Source organism: Erwinia amylovora (genome assembly GCF_017161565.1).
In the GTDB taxonomy this organism is placed as follows: domain Bacteria; phylum Pseudomonadota; class Gammaproteobacteria; order Enterobacterales; family Enterobacteriaceae; genus Erwinia; species Erwinia amylovora.
Window position 1 is genome coordinate 794714 of the sequence record NZ_CP066796.1, and the last position, 20347, is coordinate 815060.

The window sequence follows — 20347 nt, forward strand, 5'->3', positions numbered from 1 at the left end:
AGGAGTATCAATGCGTTATGCAGTCTGGTTAGCTTGTTTTATTTCCGTCACGTTGTTCAGCCCGCTGACTCAGGCTCGGGCAGGTTGGCAGCCACTCACCGAAACCATTCGCAAAAGTGAAAAAGACCCGCGTCAGTACCAGTCGGTTAAGCTTGATAATGGTATGACGGTTCTGCTGGTATCAGATGTGCACGCAACGAAATCGCTGGCGGCGCTGGCGCTGCCGGTCGGATCGCTGGAAAACCCCACCGACCAGCCAGGCCTGGCGCATTATTTAGAACACATGGTATTGATGGGATCAAAGCGCTACCCGCAGCCGGATAATCTGGCAGAGTTCCTGAAAAAAAGTGGCGGAAGCCATAACGCCAGTACCGCGTCTTATCGCACCGCTTACTACCTTGAGGTGGAAAACAGTGCGCTACAGCCGGCGGCAGACCGGCTTGCCGATGCGATTGCTGAACCGCTGCTGGACCCGGTCAATGCCGATCGTGAACGCAATGCGGTGAACGCTGAACTGACCATGGCGCGCTCACGTGACGGCATGCGCATGGCGCAGGTTGATGCAGAAACGATTAACCCCCAGCACCCCAGCTCTCGCTTCTCCGGCGGGAATCTGCAAACTCTGCGCGATAAGCCAGGCAGTAAACTGCAGGATGCGCTTAAGGCGTTTTATCATCGCTATTATTCAGCGAATCTGATGAAGGCGGTGATCTACGGTAATCAGCCGCTACCTGACCTGGCTAACATCGCGGCAGCCACTTTCGGTCGCGTAGAAAACCGCCACGCCAGCGTACCGGACATCACCGTTCCGGTGGTAACCGACCAGCAGAAAGGCATCATTATTCACTATGTGCCGGCCCAGCCGCGCAAACAGCTGAAATTGGAATTTCGTATTGAGAACAACAGTGACAGGTTCCGCAGCAAAACCGACACGCTTATTGGTTATTTGATCGGTAACCGCAGCAAAAACACCCTCTCCGACTGGTTACAACATCAGGGGCTGGCTGACTCGATCAATGCCGGAGCAGACCCGATGGTTGACCGTAACGCCGGGGTGTTCACTATCGCCGTTTCGCTGACCGACAAAGGCCTGTTAAACCGCGATAAGGTAATTGCTGCGGTGTTCAGCTACCTCGACACGCTGCGCCGTCAGGGCATTGATAAGCGCTATTTTGATGAAATGTCGCATGTTCTCGATCTTGATTTCCGCTATCCGTCGCTAACCCGAGATATGGACTACATCGAATGGCTGGTCGATACCATGCTGCGCGTGCCGGTAGCCGATACGCTGGTGGCGCCGTATATCGCTGACCGCTATGATCCACAGGCAATTAAAGCACGTCTGGATGGTATGACGCCGCAAAATGCGCGCATCTGGTTTATCAGCCCGCAGGAGCCTCACAATAAAACCGCTTACTTTGTTGATGCGCCTTACCAGGTCGATCGCATTAGCGCGCAGCGCTTGCAAGACTGGCAGACTGCCAGCGCCAAAATCAAACTGGCGTTACCGCTGCTTAATCCTTTGATCCCGGATGATTTTAGTCTGATCAAGGCCGATAAAGCCTATTCTCATCCTGAAGAATTGATCAATCAGAACGGGCTGCGCGTTTTCTATATGCCCAGCCAGTATTACGCCGATGAACCAAAGGCCAATATCACCCTGGCGCTGCGCAATAAGGCTGCCACAAGCACGGCACAGAATCAGGTGATGTTCGCACTTAACGATTATCTGGCCGGGGTGGCGCTGGACGAACTGAATTCGCAGGCGTCGGTTGGCGGCATCAGCTTCTCCACCAGCGAAGATGACGGTGTGGCCTTCAGCGCCAGCGGTTTCACCCAGCGCCTGCCGAAGCTGATGAGCGAGATAGTGGCTGGCTATGCCAGTTTTACCCCGAGCGAGCAGCAGCTTGAACAGGCTAAGTCCTGGTATCTGGAGCAGCTGGATGCGGCAGAAAAGGGCAAAGCGTTTGAACTGGCGTTTCAGCCTGCACAGCTGCTTTCTCAGTTGCCGTATACCGAACGCAGCGAGCGGCGTAAGCGGGTAGCGGGGATCGCGCTGCAACAGCTGCTGGACTACCGCAAAATGCTGCTGGAGCAGTCAACGCCAGAACTGATGGTGGTGGGTAATATGACCCCCGACGCGGTGCGTAAACTGGCAAACAATATAAAAGAGCGCCTGAACTGTACAGGTACTGAACGGTGGCACAGCCAGCAGGTTAGGATTGATAAGCGAATGCTTGCTAACTTGCAAAAGCCGGGCAGCAGCAGTGACTCTGCGCTGGCTGCGGTGTATATCCCGCCTGGATTTTCCGAACATCAGAGCATGGCCAGCAGTTCTCTGCTAAGCCAGATTATCCAGCCGTGGTTTTACAATCAGCTGCGTACCCAGGAGCAGCTGGGCTATGCGGTGTTTGCCTTCCAGATGCCGGTCGGCCGCCAGTGGGGCATTGGCTTCCTGCTGCAAAGTAATGATAAGCAGCCGGCCTGGCTGCTGAGCCGTTTCAAGGCTTTCTATCCCACGGCCGAAAAGCGTCTGCGTGCAATGGGCAAACAGGAGTTTTCTCAGTACCAGGCGGCGATGATCAATGAGCTTAAGCAGCGTCCGCAAACGCTGGATGAAGAGGCGGGGCGCTTCAGCAAAGATTTTGATCGTGGGAACTACCGTTTTGATACCCGTGAAAAAGTGATTGCGCAGATCCAGAGTTTAACGCCGGAAGCGCTGGCTGATTTCTTCCACCGGGCGGTGATAGCCCCATCCGGGCTGGCGCTGCTGTCGCAGATCTCAGGCAGCCATGATGGCAAGGCCGATTATGCGCAAGAGAAGGGCTGGACCACCTGGAAGGATCTCTCCACGCTGCAACAGTCGCTGCCGGTGAGCCAGGATACGCCATGAGTCAACGAGCCGCAGAAACGCTGGAGCCACTGAGTCTTCCCCTGCACGGCGAGCGGCTGATTGAAGCGTCGGCCGGGACGGGAAAAACCTTCACCATCGGGCTGCTCTATCTGCGGCTGCTGCTCGGTTTGGGAGGGGAGGCGGCCTTCAGCCGCCCGCTATCGGTAGAGGAAATTCTGGTCGTTACCTTCACCGAGGCCGCCACCGCCGAGCTGCGCGGTCGTATTCGTGCCAATATCCACGAGCTGCGCATCGCCTGCATTCGTGGTGAAAGCCCGAATCTGATGCTGGCGGCATTAATGGCGGAGATCGCCGATCTGCCCCAGGCGGCATCGGTGCTGCTGGCGGCCGAGCGCCAAATGGACGAAGCCGGTATTTTTACCATTCACGGCTTTTGCCAGCGCATGCTGAATCTCAATGCTTTTGAGTCCGGTATGCTGTTTGAGCAGGAGTTGCTGGAAGACGAAACCCCGCTGCGCCGCCGCGCTGCCGCTGATTTCTGGCGTCGTTATTGCTACCCGCTGCCGCTGCCGGTGGCACGCGTGGTGCGCCAGCTGTGGGCCGGGCCGGAGCAGTTGCTGAAAACCCTGTCGCCGTGGCTGGGTGGGGAAGCACCGATGCTGAAATCGGCACCGGATAACGATGAAACTATTGAGCAGCGTCATGAGAAAATCATTGCGCGTATCAGCACGCTGAAGCAGGCGTGGCTGGCAGCAGGTGATTTACAGCAGGTCATTGACGCTTCGGGCGTTGACCGTCGCAGTTACAATAGTAAGCACTTACCAAACTGGCTGGAGAAAATCTCCCTGTGGGCGCAGGCGGAAACGCAAGACTACGAGGTGCCAAAAGACCTTGAGCGTTTCGGCCAGCGCCTCCTGTTGGAGAAAACTAAAAAAGGTGAGCCGCCACGTCATCCTCTCTTCGATCGGATTGACGCCTTTCTCGCCGAGCCGCTGTCGCTACGTGACCTGGTGATTGCCCGCGCGCTGCAGCAGGTTCGCTTTGTTACCCAACAGCAGAAACGCCTGCACGCCCAGTTAGGATTTGACGATCTGCTGGGGCGCTTCGATGCTGCGTTGCAGCAGCCGGGCGGTGAGGCGCTGGCTTCAGCTATTCGCCAGCGCTATCCGGTGGCGCTGATCGACGAATTTCAGGACACCGACCCGCAGCAGTATCGTATTTTTCGCACCCTGTATCGTCGGCAGCCTGACAGCGCACTGCTACTGATCGGCGACCCAAAACAGGCGATCTACGCGTTTCGCGGCGCGGATATCTTTACCTATATGAAGGCGCGATCTGAAGTTAGCGCCCACTATACGTTGGAGACTAACTGGCGCTCGTCACCGGCAATGGTTAACGCGGTCAACCAACTGTTTTCAGGCCAGCAAAATCCGTTCCTCTTCAGCGAAATACCCTTTATTAACGTCAATCCGGCTGCGCCTAATCACGGCCTGAACTTTAGCGTGCAGGGTAAAGTGCAGCCTGCCCTGCAGTTCTGGCTACAGCCCGGTGATGGAGTGGGTGTAAGTGATTACCAACAGTTTATGGCGCGTCAGTGCGCGGCAGAAATATGCCGCTGGCTCAGTGCAGGGCAGAAGGGCGAGGCGCTGATGGGTAAAAGCGGGCAGCAGCGTGCGGTTCAGGCCTCGGACATTACCGTGCTGGTGCGCAGCCGCAGTGAAGCCGCGGTGATACGTGAAGCGTTAAATGCCCTGGCCATTCCGTCAGTTTACCTCTCCAACCGTGACAGCGTATTTACCACGCCGGAAGCGCGTGAAATGCTGTGGTTGTTACAGGCGGTGTTAGCCCCGGAGCAGGAGCGCATTCTGCGCAGCGCGCTGGCCACCAGCCTGTTTGGCACCGATGCGCTGGCGCTGGATGCGCTCAGCCAGGACGAACGCGCATGGGACGCGCTGGTGGATGAGTTCGTTGATTATCGCCAGCGCTGGCTGCAACGTGGCGTGCTGCCGATGCTGCGTGAGCTGATGATGAAACGTCAGATAGCCGAAAACCTGCTGGCCTCCGGTAACGGCGAACGCCGGCTGACCGATCTGCTGCACCTGGGCGAACTGTTGCAGGAAGCCTCCGCCACCCTCGATAGCGAACATGCGCTGGTGCGCTGGCTGGCCCAGCAGATTGAGCAGCCGGATGGCCAGTCCGCCAGTCAGCAGCTGCGTCTGGAGAGCGATCGGCATCTGGTACAGATTGTGACTATCCACAAATCCAAAGGCTTGCAGTATCCGCTGGTGTGGCTGCCGTTTGTCGCCAACTTTCGCGAGGCGGATAACGGCGTCTACCATGACCGACAGACCTTTACCGCGCTGCTTGATTTACAGCAGAGCGAGGAGAGTATCGAACTGGCGGAGCAGGAGCGGCTGGCAGAAGATCTGCGATTGCTCTACGTTGCACTGACTCGTTCGATATTTCACTGTAGCGTTGGCATCGGGCCGCTGATTAAGGGCACGCGTAAAAAAGAGGGCAACAGCGATCTGCATCGCAGCGCGCTGGGCTATCTGGTGCAGCAGGGGGAACCCGCCGATGCCACTGGCCTGCTGGCAGCGTTGCAGGCGCTTAACAGTGATGCCACGGCGTTAATCATCGCAGCAGAGGCAGATGCCCCCCCCTGGCAGACGCAGCAAGAAGAGGTTGGTATTCTGAGTAGCCGGACGCTGCCGCGTTCGCTGCGTGATAACTGGCGCGTAACCAGTTATTCCGGGCTGCAACAGCACGGCCATTCCATCGTGATGGAATGGCTGCCGCGCCTCGATGTTGACGCAGCCGGTGAAGCCAGCATTGAGCGCGTTCCGCAGCTGACGCCGCATACTTTTCCGCGCGGTGCCGGGCCGGGGACATTTCTGCACGGGCTGTTTGAAACGCTGGAGTTCAGCGCCCCACTGGATGAAGAGTGGCTGGCGCAGCAACTCAGCGCTCAGGCGCTGGGCGAGGAGTGGCAGCCGGTGATGCGCAACTGGATTGAGCGCATCCTGCAAACCCCGCTTAATGAGACGGGCGTCAGCCTTTATCAGCTGCCAGCACCAGCGAGGAAGGCGGAGCTGCAGTTCTATTTGCCGATCTCCCGTCTGCTGACGTCAGAGGCGCTGGACCGGGTGGTACGTCAGGACCCGCTGTCGCAGCCGTGCCCGCCGCTCGACTTTCACCAGGTTCGGGGCATGCTGAAAGGTTTTATCGATCTGGTGTTCTGCTGGCAGGGTAAATATTACCTGCTGGACTATAAGTCTAACTGGCTGGGCGAAGACAGCAGCGCCTATACCCAGGAGGCGATGGCTCAGGCGATGCAGGCGCATCGTTATGATTTGCAGTACCAGCTCTATACGCTGGCGCTGCACCGCTATCTGCGTCACCGCCTGGTTGATTACGACTATCAACTTCATTTTGGTGGCGTTATCTACCTGTTTCTGCGTGGTCTGGACGGCGTGGCTGGCAGCAACGGTATTTACTGTACCCGACCGCAGCCGGAGTTTGTTACCGCTCTCGACCAACTGTTTGCTAACCCCCCGGAGAGTAACGTATGACGCTGGCAGAAGCCTTACAGCTGGCACAGTACCAGCGCTTATTGCGCCCTCTTGACGTGCAGTTTGCCCGTATGGTGGCGGCTGAACAGCAGCCCGCGCTGATGCTGGCGGCGGCGCTGGTCAGCCGCGACGCCGGGGAAGGTCATGTTTGTCTGCCGTTGGCACAGCTGCGTCCTGAATCTTTTTTTGCCGGGCGTTATCCGGAGCTGGCACAGGCCCTGTGGCAGGCTGCCGGCGAACCGGAGGACTGGCAGGCGCTGCTGCTGGCAGAAACTGCGGTCAGTGACGGCCAGCAGGCCACGCCGCTGGTGGTGTATCAACAGCGGCTTTACCTGCATCGTATGTGGCAGAGCGAGGGAAAAATCGCGCAGTTTATTCAGCGTCAGCATTATCCTCAGGATCTGGAGGAAAAGCGGGTGCGTGATACGCTGGATAGTTATTTCGGCCAGCAGCCCGATGACTGGCAAAAAATCGCCGCAGCGGTAGCGTTGACGCGCCAGGTGGCGGTGATCTCCGGTGGGCCGGGGACCGGCAAAACCACCACCGTGGCCAAGCTGCTTGCCAGCCTGATTGAATTATCGCCCGCGCCACCGCGTATCGAGCTGGCGGCACCGACCGGCAAGGCGGCGGCGCGGCTGACGGAATCGCTCGGTAATACGCTGCGGCAGCTGCAGCTGGCCGATCGCATCCTGAGAAGTTTCCCATTGGAGGCGACGACGCTGCATCGCCTGCTGGGGGCGCTGCCGGGCAGTCAACGCATGCGCTATCACGCCGGAAATCCACTGCATGTTGACGTACTGGTGGTCGATGAAGCCTCGATGCTGGATCTCCCGATGCTGGCTAACCTGATTGCCGCTTTGCCCGCTCATGCACGAGTTATCTTCCTCGGTGACCGCGATCAGCTGGCTTCAGTAGAAGCCGGAGCGGTGATTGGTGATATTTGCCGCTGTGCGGAAGATGACTACAGCCCGCCGCGTGCTGTGGAGCTGACGCGACTTACCGGTTGCGAGGTAGCGGGGCGCGAAGATGCCAGCGCCTCTGAGGTGCGTGATTCGATCTGCCTGCTGCGCAAAAGCTACCGCTTCACGTCATCTTCCGGCATTGGCCAGCTGGCGCTGGCGGTGAATGCCGGGCAGATTAATCGCGCGGAGCAGGTCTTCAGCAGCGGTTTCGGCGACATCCGCCGCCATACGCTAAGCAGCAGCGAGGACTATCGGCAGCTGCTGGATGACTGTGTTGCAGGTTACCGTGAGTACCTGAAATTGCTGCATGCCGGAGCAACACCGGGGCAAGTACTGGCCGCATTTGGCCGCTTCCAGCTACTGTGCGCGCTGCGCGAAGGGCCGTTCGGTGTTGCAGGGCTGAATGAGCGTATTGAACAGGCGCTGCGCCTGGCAGGGCTTATCCGCCGCGATATCGCACTCAACGGCAAATGGTATGCAGGACGCCCGGTAATGATTGCGCGTAATGACCGGGCGCTGGGACTGTTTAACGGTGATATCGGCATCGCGATGCCGGATGAAGATCAGCAGCTGAAGGCGTACTTCCCGTTACCGGATGGCACGATCAAGGCGGTGCAGCCCAGCCGCCTGGCGCCGCATGATACGGCCTATGCCATGACGGTACACAAGTCACAGGGATCGGAGTTTGAGCACACGCTGCTGGTTTTACCTAACCAGATGATGCCGGTACTGACTCGTGAACTGGTTTATACCGCGATCACCCGCGCCAAACAGCAGCTAACCCTTTATGCCGACGGTTCGGTGTTTAACAGTGCGGTGAAGATACGCACGCAGCGCCGTAGCGGGCTGGTGGAACGGTTGAATAACCGGGCTACTTCTTAGCCAGGCCAGGGCCGGGGTGTGGAACATGGCGTGTTAGAATGCCCGGCAGCAAGGCAGGGCATTTTCTGTATAAACTGTTATTTAACGTTGCTAAACCACTGCCCTTTAATGGGCCTTGCGAAAGCAGCCAGTACTGCAATCAGGCTAACTTCAATCGATACAGACCACACAATATGGCCCAATATCTCGCTCCATAGCTCATAGCCATTGAGTTCCCACAGCCAGCCGGTTTTACCGTCTAAATAAGCCGGGTGGCGAAAGCCCAGCGCCGGGATCAGCAAACCGTGCATCACTACAGTGATGATTAAGCCATAGGCAGCGCCGTACCACAGCCTGACTTTGGGCCAGCAAGCGGATAGCAGGACATAAGCAAAGGCAAAAGCGAAACTGAACAGCCAGTGATAAAGCATGACTGCACCGGGGATCGTGATGCCCTGATAAACATAATCCATTGAATGGGCGTTAATGCCCAGTGGCCCAAGCCAGGCATCAATATGCGCTGCGGGTGGCGATATCTCACCGGCTACGCGCGGGGGCATATTTGCTTCGGTGCCGGACTTTACCAAAGAGCTGATAAAACCGCCAATGAAGGTGCTCCACGCAATGATTTTCAGATTTATTTTATCTAGTCTCATAACAAAGTTTCCTTGCTTTTATCGAAAAAAGACGGGGGTTAGCCGTCAGTAATTGTCTTACCTGTCTTGCCTGTGTTGCCATCTGTAGGTAATTCAGTGTTCTTATCTGCCCATTAACACGGGTGAAATGCCTGTATTGACTGCCGGCGAATAACATCATACGGACTACAGGCTCCGGCATAGAAAGCGATCAGCTCTGGCGGGTATGAACACTGGTTTCGTGCAGATCGACCATCAATACTTTGGATCGCCGCTGGTAGTTATACATCTGCTTTTTGCTTTCCGGCAGCCGCTCAATTTCTACCGGCACAAAGCCGCGCTCCTGGAACCAGTGAATGCTGCGCGTGGTCAACACAAACAGCTTTTTTAGCCCCATCTGCCGCGCCTGCAACGCCACGCGCTCCAGTAATGCTTCCCCGCGTGAAGAGCTACGGTAATCAGGATGTACCGCTACGCAGGCCATTTCACCAATCTGCTCTTCCGGGAAGGGATAAAGGGCGGCGCAGCCAATGGTCAGGTTATCGCGCTCGATAATGGTGAATTTGTCAATCTCCATCTCCAGCTGCTCACGCGAACGGCGCACCAGAATGCCCTGCTGTTCCATCGGGCGGATCAGTTCGAGAATGCCGCCAATATCGTTAATGGTGGCACGGCGGATCTGCTCGGCGCTCTCCATAACAATCTGGGTGCCGATGCCATCGCGTGAAAACAGCTCCTGCAACAGCGCGCCATCTTCGCGATAGCTGATCAGGTGGCTGCGGCGCACCCCGCTGCGGCAGGCTTTGACCGCGCCGCGCAGGAAGCGTACCGTACCTGAGTGGTAATCATCGCGCGTTTCCAGCTCTTCGATGCGCAGCTGTGCCTCATTCGGGAACAGCTCGGAGATAATACGGCCTTCAGCATCCGTTACGCCCTGTTCGGAGCAGAAACCAATCATCTTTTCGGCCTTCAGCTTAATTGACAGCTGGGTGGCAACCTCTTCAGAGGTCAGATTGAAGCTCTCTCCGGTGACCGATACGGCTACCGGACCCATCAGGACAATGGCTCCGCTGTCCAGCTGGCGATGTATCGATTCTTCATCGATGCGGCGGATACGGCCGCTATGGCAGTAGTCGACACCGTCATCGACGCCCAGCGGCTGGGCAATAATAAAGTTTCCGCTAACGACATTAATATGCGCACCCTGCAATGGGGTGTTATTCAGGCTCATCGACAGGCGGGCAGTAATATCCAGCTGCAAACGACCGGCAGCCTGCTTGACCAGTTCCAGCGACGGGGCATCCGTTACGCGGGTGTGTTTATGGTAGACCGGCTCCAGGTTGTGCCCGGCAAGGCTGGCATCGATCTGCGGGCGCGCGCCGTATACCACCACGAGGCGGATGCCGAGGCTATGTAGCAGGCCGATATCGTTGACAATGCTTGAGAAGTTTTCATGCCCGATGGCTTCACCGCCCAGCATAATGACAAACGTTTTACCACGATGGGCGTTGATATAGGGAACGGTATGGCGAAATCCCTGAACCAGCTCGGTACTACGTTCCTTCACGGTAAACCCTCTATGCATTATTATTCGATAAAAGTGTATTTTTATTCTTTTATGGCCGCGGGTGCAAGTGGCATTTGTCCTTATTCATCGCTGAAAAAAGTATTTTCTCCTGTCAGGCGCGCTACATTTAATCGTTTTTTCTAAGTGACACTGCCGGGGGGATTCGTTAGAGTTTCGCCAATTTTTTTATTTGGCTTTTTATTAGACACATCACAGCATTTGGAGTGGCATGACTGATTCAACTTCCCTTAACCGCCGACGGTTATTACAAGGGGCCGGGGCACTGTGGCTGTTGAGCGTTAGCCGCACAGGCATGACCGCCAGCCGACATGTCGTAGCAATCCGCATCTGGCCGGCATCCACCTACTCACGTCTGACCATTGAGTCCAACGCACCACTGAAATATAAGCAGTTTTCTCTGAGAAGTCCCGACCGTGTCGTGGTGGATATCGCCGATATCCAGCTTAATCGCCTGTTGAACGATGTCGGGAAGCTGGTGCGCGAAGACGATCCCTATATCAAAAATGTGCGTGTGGGTCAGTTTGACCCGAATACCGTGCGCCTGGTGCTGGAAATCAAACAGAATGTTGCGCCGCGTATCTTTACTCTTGCCCCGGTCGCCGGGATTAAGAATCGTCTGGTGCTGGATCTCTATCCGGTGCAAAGACCGCAGCACAATGACGATCCGCTGCTGGCGTTACTGGAAGATTACAATCAGGGCGATCTGGGGCGTAGCCAGCCTGAGGCCGCCCCGTTACCCGGTAAGGCCGGAAAGGATCGGCCAATCGTCATTATGCTTGATCCCGGTCACGGTGGTGAAGATTCCGGTGCCGTTGGCAAGCAGAAAACGCGTGAAAAAGACGTGGTGCTGAAAATTGCCCGCCGCCTGAAATCGCTGATCGACAAGCAGCCGAGTATGCGCGCCTATATGACGCGTAATGAAGACGTTTTTATTCCGTTAAAAGTGCGGGTGGCGAAAGCGCGCAAACAGCGCGCAGACCTGTTTATCTCGATTCATGCCGATGCGTTTACCCGCCGTGCCGCGCGGGGATCGTCGGTGTTTGCGTTATCAACCAAAGGGGCCACCAGCACCGCAGCACGATTTCTGGCACAGACTCAGAATGAGTCGGATCTGATTGGTGGCGTCAGTATGGGGAGCGATCGCTATCTTGACCATACTATGTTCGATATGTTGCAAAGCCGCACAATTAACGACAGCCTGAGATTTGGTGGGGAAGTGCTGGCGCGCATGGGGAAAATTAATCACCTGCACAAGCGATCCGTCGATCAGGCGGGTTTTGCGGTGTTGAAAGCGCCAGATATCCCCTCTATCCTGGTGGAAACGGCGTTTATCAGTAATCTGGAAGAGGAACGTAAACTACGCACTACGCGTTTTCAGCATCAGGTAGCGGATTCGATTCTGGCGGGAATTAAAGCCTATTTCGCTAACGGCGCCGCGCTGGCAACAGCAAAATAACCCTTGGGGCGGAAAGGATCCTGCCCGGCTAGCAGATTTGATAAGCTTCAGATACAAAAAAACACCCTGAAGGGTGTTTGATTGGTTGCGGGAGCCGGATTTGAACCGACGACCTTCGGGTTATGAGCCCGACGAGCTACCAGGCTGCTCCATCCCGCGTCCGGTTAACGCTTATATTACTGCACACCACGACGGCAAATTGGTTGCGGGAGCCGGATTTGAACCGACGACCTTCGGGTTATGAGCCCGACGAGCTACCAGGCTGCTCCATCCCGCGTCCGCGTGGTTTGTCGCTTCCATCACGACAATTTCTGTTCACTGCTGAACTGAATCTGAATTAGCTTCAGTCATTGGTTGCGGGAGCCGGATTTGAACCGACGACCTTCGGGTTATGAGCCCGACGAGCTACCAGGCTGCTCCATCCCGCGTCCGTGGAAGCGCACTATACGCCTGATGCGTTTTGTTGCAACCCCTTTTTGCAGTTAAGTGTCTAAAAGCATACTTAAGCTGGCGTTTTTTAACCAAATGCCGAAATAGTGCACTAATATTGGCGTTCTTTTTTCCGCTGGCACATTTTCTTATGGTGGAGCCTTTGCTATCTTCGCGCAGGGTTTCCGCATAAAGGTAAGCAACGCATGAAAGCAGGTTGGACGAAATATCTGGTGACCGGCACGTTGCTGGCACTGCTGGCGGGCTGTAGCTCGAAACCCACCGATCGTGGGCAACAGTATAAAGACGGAAAGTTGATTCAGCCGCTGGCGCTGGTCAACCAGCCAAACGCAAAAGGTCGCCCGGTCAACGGCAAAGATTTTGCCGACCAGGTTGCGCAAATACGCTTTGCTTCTGCAGGCTTGTATTCACGCCAGTCTGTCACCTACAGTGCGGTTCAGAGCTGGCTGATGGCCGGGGGAGATACCCGCCAGCTGCGGCAGTTTGGTTTGAATGCTTTCCAGATGGAAGGCACCGATAACTACGGTAACGTGCAGTTTACCGGTTACTACACGCCGGTTGTTCAGGCGCGTTACAGCCGTCAGGGCGAGTTCCAGTATCCTTTATATCGCATGCCGAATAAGAAGCGCAGCAGGCTGCCGAGCAGGGCGGAAATCTACAGCGGAGCGCTGGGCGAAGGCTACGTGGCAGGTTACAGCAACTCGCTGATGGATAATTTTATCATGGACGTTCAGGGCAGCGGCTACGTGGATTTTGGCGATGGTCGCCCGCTGAAGTTCTTTGGTTACGGCGGTAAAAACGGCCATCCTTATCGCAGCGTCGGTAAAGTGTTGATCGACCGTGGAGAAGTGAAGCAGGAAGACATGTCGATGCAGGCGATACGCCAGTGGGGAGAACAGCACAGCGAGGCAGAAGTACGCGAGTTATTGGAACAGAATCCGTCCTTCGTCTTCTTCAAGCCGGAGGACTTTGTGCCGGTGCGCGGAGCCAGTGCGGTGCCGCTGATTGCCAAAGCTTCGGTAGCGGCCGACCGTGCGCTGATCCCGGCCGGAACCGCGCTGCTGGCAGAAATCCCCTTGCTAAATAATAACGGTAAATTTACCGGAAAATATGAGATGCGCATGATGGTCTCTCTGGATGTTGGCGGAGCAATTAAAGGCCAGCATTTCGATATCTATCAAGGCGTCGGCCGGGAGGCCGGCCATATGGCCGGATGGTTCAATCACTATGGCCGCGTCTGGGTGCTGAAAACAGCGCCGGGAACCGGGGCGCCGGTGTTCTCATCTGCACAAAACAGCACATCTCAGGGATCCTTACTGCTCAGCCAGTAAACCTGTCGCGGGTCGGTGTTTCCGACCCGCCGTTTTCGAGGAATAGTTTAATGACGGTTCTTACTGACGCCTGGCGGCAACGCTTTGGCGGCATAGCACGTTTATACGGCCAGCCAGCGCTGCAACTGTTTGCAGATGCGCATATTTGTGTAGTGGGCATTGGCGGGGTGGGATCGTGGGCGGCGGAAGCGCTGGCGCGTAGCGGGATCGGTGCAATTACCCTGATCGACATGGATGATATCTGTATCAGCAACACCAATCGCCAGATCCATGCGCTGAAAAGCCATGTCGGTCAGGCAAAAACCGAAGTAATGGCTGCCCGTATCCGAGATATTAACCCGGAATGTCGTGTGACCTGTGTTGATGACTTTATTACCGCAGAGAATACCGCTGAACTGCTCGACCAGGGCTTCAGCTATGTTATTGACGCGATTGATAGCGTACGACCCAAAGCGGCGCTATTAGCCTGGTGCCGCCGTCACAAAATTCCGCTGGTGACCACCGGCGGCGCGGGCGGACAGATTGACCCGACGCAAATTCAGGTCGCCGATCTGGCAAAAACCATTCAGGACCCGCTGGCGGCCAAACTGCGTGAGCGGCTGAAAAGCGATTTTAAGATAGTGAAAAACAGCAAAGGCAAGCTGGGGATTGACTGCGTTTTCTCGACCGAAGCGCTGATGTATCCGCAGCCGGATGGGTCGGTATGCTCCTCCCGCAGTAGCGCCGAAGGCCCGAAGCGTATGGATTGCGCCTCCGGGTTTGGTGCGGTGACGATGGTGACCGCCACCTTTGGCTTTGTTGCGGTTTCCCATGCCTTAAAAAAGATGATGGCGAAAGCGGCCCGATGCTAAGCCCGGTTCGGGTTGGCCGCTTGTAAAACCGCGTTGGCCAGCGCCTGTAAACCCGCGCTGCGTGAGGCGCTAAGCTGCTCTTTCAGGCCCAGTTGGGCAAACAGGTATAGCGGATCCAGCTGGCTTAATTCCTGTGGGGTCTTGCCTTCTACGGTGGTCAACAGGACTGCCAGCAGCCCGCGCACGATGCGTCCTTCGCTGTCGCCGTAGAAATGTAGCCGGCCATTTTCCAGCAGCTGATGGCCCAGCCAAACCCGGTTTTCACAGCCGTTAAGTTCAGTCGTCTCATTCTTCAGCGCGTCAGGCAGGGCCGGCAGCTGTTTGCCCAGCAGGATCAGCTGGCGATAGCGCTCTTCCCACTGTCTGAAAGGGGAGAATTGCGCCAACAGGGAGTCGGGAGTAATCTGCGCACCAAACGGGTGAGCGGCGAGTAGTGATAAGCTCATGTTAATCTGCCAAAATGGTTATTGCTGTCGTCATGGCCGCAACCAGTGCGTCCACATCATCCTGGGTATTATAAGGCGCAAACGAGGCTCGTAAGGTGCCGCTGACGCCCAACGCGGCCAGCAGCGGCTGGGCGCAATGCTGACCTGCCCGAACGGATACGCCACTTTCAGCCAGCAGGGTGACGACATCACTGTGGTGAACACCCGCAACGTTAAATGCCAGCAGGCTGGAGCCGCTGGCGCGATAGCTGACAAAGCCGGGCAGGGCAGCAGCAAGACGGGCTTCAGCTACGGCAGCGAGGTTGCTGCTCCAACGTTCGGCGGCAACAAGGTCGATGCCGTTCAGCCATTGCAAAGCTGCGCTCAGGCCGATCACCCCGGCGACGTTTGGCGTGCCTGCTTCAAAACACCAGGGAACCGCCTGTGGCGCGAACCCCTCGAAGTTAACGGCAGTTAGCATTTTCCCGCCCCCTTGCCACGGCGCCATTTCGGCCAGTCGTTGCGCTTTACCATACAGCGCGCCCAGCCCCGTTGGGCCGAAGAGCTTGTGAGCGGAAAAAGCATAAAAATCAATGTCAAGCGCCTGAACGTCGGGGGGGCAATGGACAATGCCCTGTGCGCCATCGATCATCACTTTAGCACCGCAGGCATGCGCCCCGGCAATGGCTGCGGGCAGATCCGGGCAGCCTCCGGTGACGTTCGACATTTGCCCCAGCGCCAGCAGGCGCGTGCGCGGGTTCAGCAACGCGGGCAGTCGGCTGATATCCGGCAGACGATCGCTGCCGATCGGCCACTTGACCACTTTGGCCCCGGTCTGCGCGGCCACCATCAGCCACGGCACCAGATTGGCATGATGTTCCGCCTCGCTCACCACAATTTCATCTCCCGGTCGCAGGCGCGGGCGCAACCAGCTTTGCGCCACAAGATTGATAGCCTCGGTGGTGCCTTTAGTCCAGACGATGTTTTGCGCACCCGGCGCGTTCAGTAACTGCGCAACCTGGCCGCGAGCATTTTCATAGCGTGCGGTCAGCCGCTGCGCGGCAGCAAACTGACTGCGGTGCACGGTGCCGGCACTCATACGATAAAACTGTTCCGTCGCCTCAATCACCGCCAGGGGTTTCAGCGCAGTGGCCGCGCTGTCCAGGTAGCACCCTGCATCACTCAGAGCGGGAAATTGCTGGCGGAACAGCGTTGGGTTAAATGACGTCATGCTCAAGGTGTATTCCTGTCGGGTGGTGCTTCGTGCTTTAAACCAGGCTAAGAGTAGGCTGAAATCTGTCTGCTTATCTGGCAAAGCGTAAAAAGCGCGTTATGCTGGATTATGTCTGTATTTAGCCATTGTGCGCAAATAACCCTCGTCCCGTCAGGCTGTTTAGCGCGTAAATCATGCGGCTATGATAGCCCGGCGCGGACTTTACCTTTTAATCAGGAGATACTAAAAATGAAAAAATTAGCTGCAATTTTCACCGCCTGTACCATAACGTTGATGCTGGCCGCTTGTTCAGGCAACTATGCCATGCATACCATTGACGGTCGTACCATTGTCGCCAGTGGTAAGCCCGCAGTAGACGGTGACACCGGGATGATTAGCTATAAAGATGCCAACGGCATCAAACAACAGATCAACCGTTCTGATGTGAAAGAGATGGTCGAAATGGATCAATAGTAAAATTCAGGCAAAAAAAAGCACCGCAGTTTGCGGTGCTGTAAAAATCAATATGGACAGACAGGGTAAATCTACAGGAATAAAAGGCAGCGTGAGCTACCGGACCCGAAAGTCGTCAGGTCAATTGCAAACACAACATCACGTCCACAAGCCAAAAGCACCTCAAAATTCGGTGAGTTAACACTCAGTTTCACTGCGCTTTTCGTTCCGGCTCGGGAAGTGGCGCAACTATAGGTATTTGCTGGCAGTTCCTCAACGGACAATTTATAATGTCTCGGATAAAAAAAACTAATGTGTGACGCTGGATCACAGAGTCATTTATTGACGCGACGAAAAGTACTCACCTGCCATGTCTAAACGTTTGCCACCTTTGAATGCGCTGCGGGTTTTCGATGCTGCCGCACGTCACCTCAGTTTTACCAAAGCTGCCGAAGAACTGTTCGTGACTCAGGCTGCCGTCAGTCATCAAATTAAGTCCCTGGAGGACTTTCTCGGCCTTAAGCTGTTTCGTCGCCGCAATCGTTCGCTGTTGCTGACGGAAGAGGGGCAAAGCTATTATCTCGATATTAAAGAGATTTTCACCGCGTTAAACGACGCCACGCGCAAGCTGCAGGCGCGCAGTGCAAAAGGGGCATTGACGGTCAGTTTGCTGCCGAGTTTCGCCATTCAATGGCTGGTGCCAAGGCTCACCAGCTTTAATTCAGCTTATCCGGGCATTGACGTGCGGATCCAGGCGGTAGACCGCGATGAGGAGAAGCTGGCGGACGATGTCGACGTGGCGATTTTTTATGGCCGCGGTAACTGGCCGGGGCTGAGGGCAGAGAAACTGTACGCGGAATATCTGCTGCCGGTGTGTTCACCGCAGCTGTTAACGGGCGCACATCCCCTGACCTCGCCAACGGCGCTGGCTCATCACACGCTGCTGCATGATGCATCACGCCGTGACTGGCAGTCATATACCCGGCAGCTGGGCCTGAACACCATTAATGTGCAGCACGGGCCTATTTTCAGCCACAGTGCGATGGTGTTGCAGGCCGCGATCCACGGGCAGGGCGTGGCGCTGGCGAACAATGTGATGGCGCAAAGTGAGATCGAAGCAGGGCGGCTGGTATGCCCGTTTAACGATGTGTTAGTCAGTAAAAATGCTTTTTATCTGGTTTGTCATGACAGTCAGGCAGAACTGGGTAAAATAGCCGCCTTTCGTCAATGGATCCTGGCGAAAGCGGCCAGTGAACAGGAAAAATTTCGCTTTCGCTACGAAAGATGAGCCTATCCCGGCGTGATGAAACCGCTGTGAACAGTTACCTATGGCTGCGGAGATCGGCCCCGCGCCTTGACGGAGGATAGCGACATGTCCAGTCGTGCAATGTTAATTTTTTGTTCCCTGAGTGGCTTTTTCTACGTCATGCTCGGGGCTTTTGGCGCTCATGTTTTGAGTCATTCGCTGGGAAGTGCAGAAATGACCTGGATGACAACCGGACTGGATTATCAGGCGTTTCATACCCTGGCGATCCTGGGTTTGGCAGCAGCGATGCTGTGCCGGACAAATATCTGGTTTTACTGGAGCAGCGCGTTTCTGGCGCTGGGTACGGTTCTGTTTAGCGGCAGTCTTTACTGCCTGGCGCTGTCGCACCTGAAAATATGGGTTTGGATAACGCCGATTGGAGGCACCTGCTTCCTGATCGGCTGGGGTTTGATGTTGGTTGGCGCACTGCGTCTGAAAAAAAGGGCAGAACGCCATGAATAAGATTTTACTGTATTGCCGTCAGGGTTTTGAAAAAGAGTGTGCGGCAGAGATCACCGCCAGCGCTGCCGGGCGTGAGATCTACGGCTTTGCGCGTGTCAAAGAGGATTCTGCCTATGTGCTGTTTGAATGCTATCAGCAGGGTGAGGCGGAAAAGCTGCTGGCTGAACTCCCCTTTAGTGAGCTGATCTTCTCGCGGCAGATGATCGTGGTGGGTGAATTGCTGCGCGATCTGCCGCCTGACGATCGCATCACTCCGTTGTCAGGGATGCTGAACGGCGTGGTAGAAAAGGGTGGCGACCTGCGGGTGGAAGTCCCTGATACCAATGCCAGCAAGGAGCTGCTGAAGTTCTGCCGTAAGTTCACCGTGCCGCTGCGAGCCAGCTTGCGTAAAGACGGCATTCTGCTGAACTATGAAAGCAATAAGCGCCCGGTGGTACACGTTTTCTTTATCGCTTCAGGCTGCTGCTACGTGGGCTATTCTTTACCTGGCAACAATTCGCCACTGTTTATGGGCATTCCTCGTCTTAAGTTCCCCGCAGATGCGCCCAGCCGCTCTACCCTCAAGCTGGAAGAGGCCTTCCACACTTTTATCCCTGCCGATGAGTGGGATGAGCGTCTTGCCAGCGGCATGTGGGCAGTGGATTTGGGCGCCTGCCCTGGCGGCTGGACCTATCAGCTGGTACAGCGCAGCATGATGGTTAACGCGGTGGATAATGGCCCGATGGCACCGAGCCTGATGGATACTGGCCAGGTATTTCACCAGCGAGAAGATGGATTTAAATATCGCCCGACGCGCAGCAATAACTACTGGGTGGTATGCGATATGGTCGAAAAGCCGGTGCGGGTGGCAAATCTGATGGCTGACTGGCTGGTTAACGGCTGGTGTCGGGAAGCGATTTTTAACCTTAAGCTGCCGATGAAGAAACGTTACGAGGAAGTGTCGCAGAATCTGCAAATGATCCGTGAAAAGCTTATGGAAAATGGCATAAACGCGCAGATTCAGGCGCGCCAGCTGTATCACGATCGTGAAGAGGTTACGGTCCATATTCGCCGCATCTGGAGCGCTACGCCCGGCCGCCGCGACGAACGATAATCCCGCGGGCGAACGCCCGTTTCCGTTCGCCCGCTGCCGTCTGATTCAAGGCTGACTCATTCATCAGCTTTGAATCAGACGCAGTTCTTTTAAGTTTCCTTCCAGCAACAAATCCGTTTTTAATGTCGCAACCCGTTTACAGATTGTGGCCGTCTGCTGCTGTTCAGCCAGCTTTTTCCGCCACTTCTCCGGCACCTGGTCCAGATTCTGATAAATGGCCGCCATGCTGCCAAACTGCTTTAACAGCTGTGCGGCACTTTTGCCGCCGATGCCCGCCACGCCGGGAATTTTGCTGCTGCTGATACCCGCCAGCCCCCAGTAATCGGTGAGCTGCGTCGGTTCCACGCCAAATGAGTCAGTAATAAACGGCACGTCCAGCCAGCGTTTCTGGAAGTAATCCCTGATTCGGATCGTGGGAGCCAGCAGTTGGCAGTAGCCCTTATCCGTGGAGACAATCGTCGCCTGATGGCCCACTGCCGCGACCTTGCTGGCCAGCGTTGACGCTAAATCGTCGGCTTCATCGCCTCTGGAATGCCAGCTTGTTACGCCAATGCTGGCAAAGGCACTGCGTAACAGCGGCATTTCGTCGCACAGCGCGTCCGGCATTGGCGACCGTCCGGCTTTATAGTCCGGCAGCAGTTGATGACGCCAGCTGACGCTGCGGCGGTCATCGTCAAATACCGCGACTGCGTGAGTCGGCCGGGTGTGCAGCAACAGTTGCTGCACCGCGTTAAGGCAGGCTTCCTGGCAGGGAGAACCCTGCACGGCGTGAATGCGCCGAATCAGGTTCAGCGCATCAATAATCAGCAGATGTACCATCAGATAATCCTGAGCG

15 protein-coding genes and 3 tRNA genes are annotated in these 20347 nt (G+C 56.1%); 10 read left to right on the forward strand and 8 right to left on the reverse strand.

The genetic code is table 11. The annotated features are described in order from the left end of the window. The first annotated feature begins 10 nt into the window (after positions 1–10). The 3 genes from ptrA to recD are packed head-to-tail and all read left to right on the forward strand — an operon-like array spanning position 11 to position 8270. On the forward strand, positions 11–2893 hold the full coding sequence (gene ptrA / locus JGC47_RS03590) for a pitrilysin (RefSeq protein WP_004155729.1): 2883 nt from the start codon (positions 11–13) through the stop codon (positions 2891–2893). After that, a complete protein-coding gene (gene recB, locus JGC47_RS03595) occupies positions 2890–6426 on the forward strand; it encodes an exodeoxyribonuclease V subunit beta (RefSeq protein ID WP_004163982.1) in 3537 nt (1178 codons plus the stop codon). The genes ptrA and recB overlap by 4 nt, the downstream gene beginning before the upstream one ends. Further along, positions 6423–8270, forward strand: coding sequence for an exodeoxyribonuclease V subunit alpha (gene recD / locus JGC47_RS03600; RefSeq protein WP_004155732.1), 1848 nt, complete (start codon positions 6423–6425; stop codon positions 8268–8270). The genes recB and recD overlap by 4 nt, the downstream gene beginning before the upstream one ends. 77 nt (positions 8271–8347) lie before the next feature. On the opposite strand, the gene JGC47_RS03605 is transcribed toward recD, so the two are convergent. Beyond that, positions 8348–8905: a YagU family protein gene (locus JGC47_RS03605; RefSeq protein WP_004155733.1), complete on the reverse strand. Its 558-nt coding sequence runs from the start codon at positions 8903–8905 to the stop codon at positions 8348–8350. A gap of 190 nt (positions 8906–9095) precedes the next feature. After that, positions 9096–10469, reverse strand: a complete 1374-nt coding sequence (argA, locus tag JGC47_RS03610) for an amino-acid N-acetyltransferase (RefSeq protein WP_168382843.1) — start codon at positions 10467–10469, stop codon at positions 9096–9098. 211 nt (positions 10470–10680) lie between these two features. Between argA and amiC the strand changes: the two genes are divergently transcribed. Continuing rightward, positions 10681–11928 carry an N-acetylmuramoyl-L-alanine amidase AmiC gene (amiC, locus tag JGC47_RS03615; protein ID WP_004155735.1) on the forward strand — a complete coding sequence of 416 codons (1248 nt, stop codon included), beginning with the start codon at positions 10681–10683 and terminating at the stop codon, positions 11926–11928. An 82-nt stretch (positions 11929–12010) separates the two neighbouring features. Here amiC and JGC47_RS03620 read toward each other — a convergent pair. From JGC47_RS03620 to JGC47_RS03630, 3 genes are all read right to left on the reverse strand, one after another. Continuing rightward, positions 12011–12087: transfer RNA gene (locus tag JGC47_RS03620), tRNA-Met, on the reverse strand. A 41-nt stretch (positions 12088–12128) separates the two neighbouring features. Beyond that, positions 12129–12205, reverse strand: a tRNA-Met gene (locus JGC47_RS03625). Positions 12206–12279: 74 nt separating this feature from the next. Then, positions 12280–12356, reverse strand: a tRNA-Met gene (locus JGC47_RS03630). Between the two features lie 207 nt (positions 12357–12563). Here JGC47_RS03630 and mltA point away from each other — a divergent pair. Further along, complete coding sequence (mltA, locus tag JGC47_RS03635; RefSeq protein WP_004155737.1) at positions 12564–13709, forward strand: murein transglycosylase A; 1146 nt, start codon at positions 12564–12566, stop codon at positions 13707–13709. A gap of 50 nt (positions 13710–13759) precedes the next feature. Next, on the forward strand, positions 13760–14560 hold the full coding sequence (tcdA, locus tag JGC47_RS03640; protein ID WP_004155739.1) for a tRNA cyclic N6-threonylcarbamoyladenosine(37) synthase TcdA: 801 nt from the start codon (positions 13760–13762) through the stop codon (positions 14558–14560). On the opposite strand, the gene csdE is transcribed toward tcdA, so the two are convergent. Both csdE and csdA read right to left on the reverse strand, forming a co-directional pair. Further along, a complete protein-coding gene (gene csdE / locus JGC47_RS03645; protein WP_004155741.1) occupies positions 14557–15006 on the reverse strand; it encodes a cysteine desulfurase sulfur acceptor subunit CsdE in 450 nt (149 codons plus the stop codon). The two genes, tcdA and csdE, sit on opposite strands and share 4 nt — an antisense overlap. 1 nt (position 15007) lies before the next feature. Beyond that, positions 15008–16216 (reverse strand): cysteine desulfurase CsdA, encoded by a 1209-nt coding sequence (csdA, locus tag JGC47_RS03650; protein WP_004155742.1) that lies wholly within the window; start codon positions 16214–16216, stop codon positions 15008–15010. Between the two features lie 231 nt (positions 16217–16447). Here csdA and JGC47_RS03655 point away from each other — a divergent pair, with 231 nt between their 5' ends. The 4 genes from JGC47_RS03655 to rlmM all read left to right on the forward strand — a co-directional run bounded on the left by JGC47_RS03655 (position 16448) and on the right by rlmM (position 19512). Next, positions 16448–16672 (forward strand): YgdI/YgdR family lipoprotein, encoded by a 225-nt coding sequence (locus JGC47_RS03655; RefSeq protein ID WP_004155743.1) that lies wholly within the window; start codon positions 16448–16450, stop codon positions 16670–16672. 349 nt (positions 16673–17021) lie between these two features. Beyond that, the gene (locus JGC47_RS03660) at positions 17022–17939 is read left to right on the forward strand and encodes a transcriptional regulator GcvA (RefSeq protein ID WP_004155744.1); all 918 of its coding nucleotides are present in this window, start codon (positions 17022–17024) and stop codon (positions 17937–17939) included. 84 nt (positions 17940–18023) lie between these two features. Continuing rightward, positions 18024–18419, forward strand: a complete 396-nt coding sequence (locus tag JGC47_RS03665) for a DUF423 domain-containing protein (protein ID WP_004155745.1) — start codon at positions 18024–18026, stop codon at positions 18417–18419. Next, positions 18412–19512 carry a 23S rRNA (cytidine(2498)-2'-O)-methyltransferase RlmM gene (gene rlmM / locus JGC47_RS03670; RefSeq protein ID WP_004155747.1) on the forward strand — a complete coding sequence of 367 codons (1101 nt, stop codon included), beginning with the start codon at positions 18412–18414 and terminating at the stop codon, positions 19510–19512. The genes JGC47_RS03665 and rlmM overlap by 8 nt, the downstream gene beginning before the upstream one ends. 63 nt (positions 19513–19575) lie before the next feature. On the opposite strand, the gene xni is transcribed toward rlmM, so the two are convergent. Continuing rightward, on the reverse strand, positions 19576–20331 hold the full coding sequence (gene xni / locus JGC47_RS03675) for a flap endonuclease Xni (protein WP_004155750.1): 756 nt from the start codon (positions 20329–20331) through the stop codon (positions 19576–19578). Between the last annotated feature and the right edge of the window lie 16 nt (positions 20332–20347).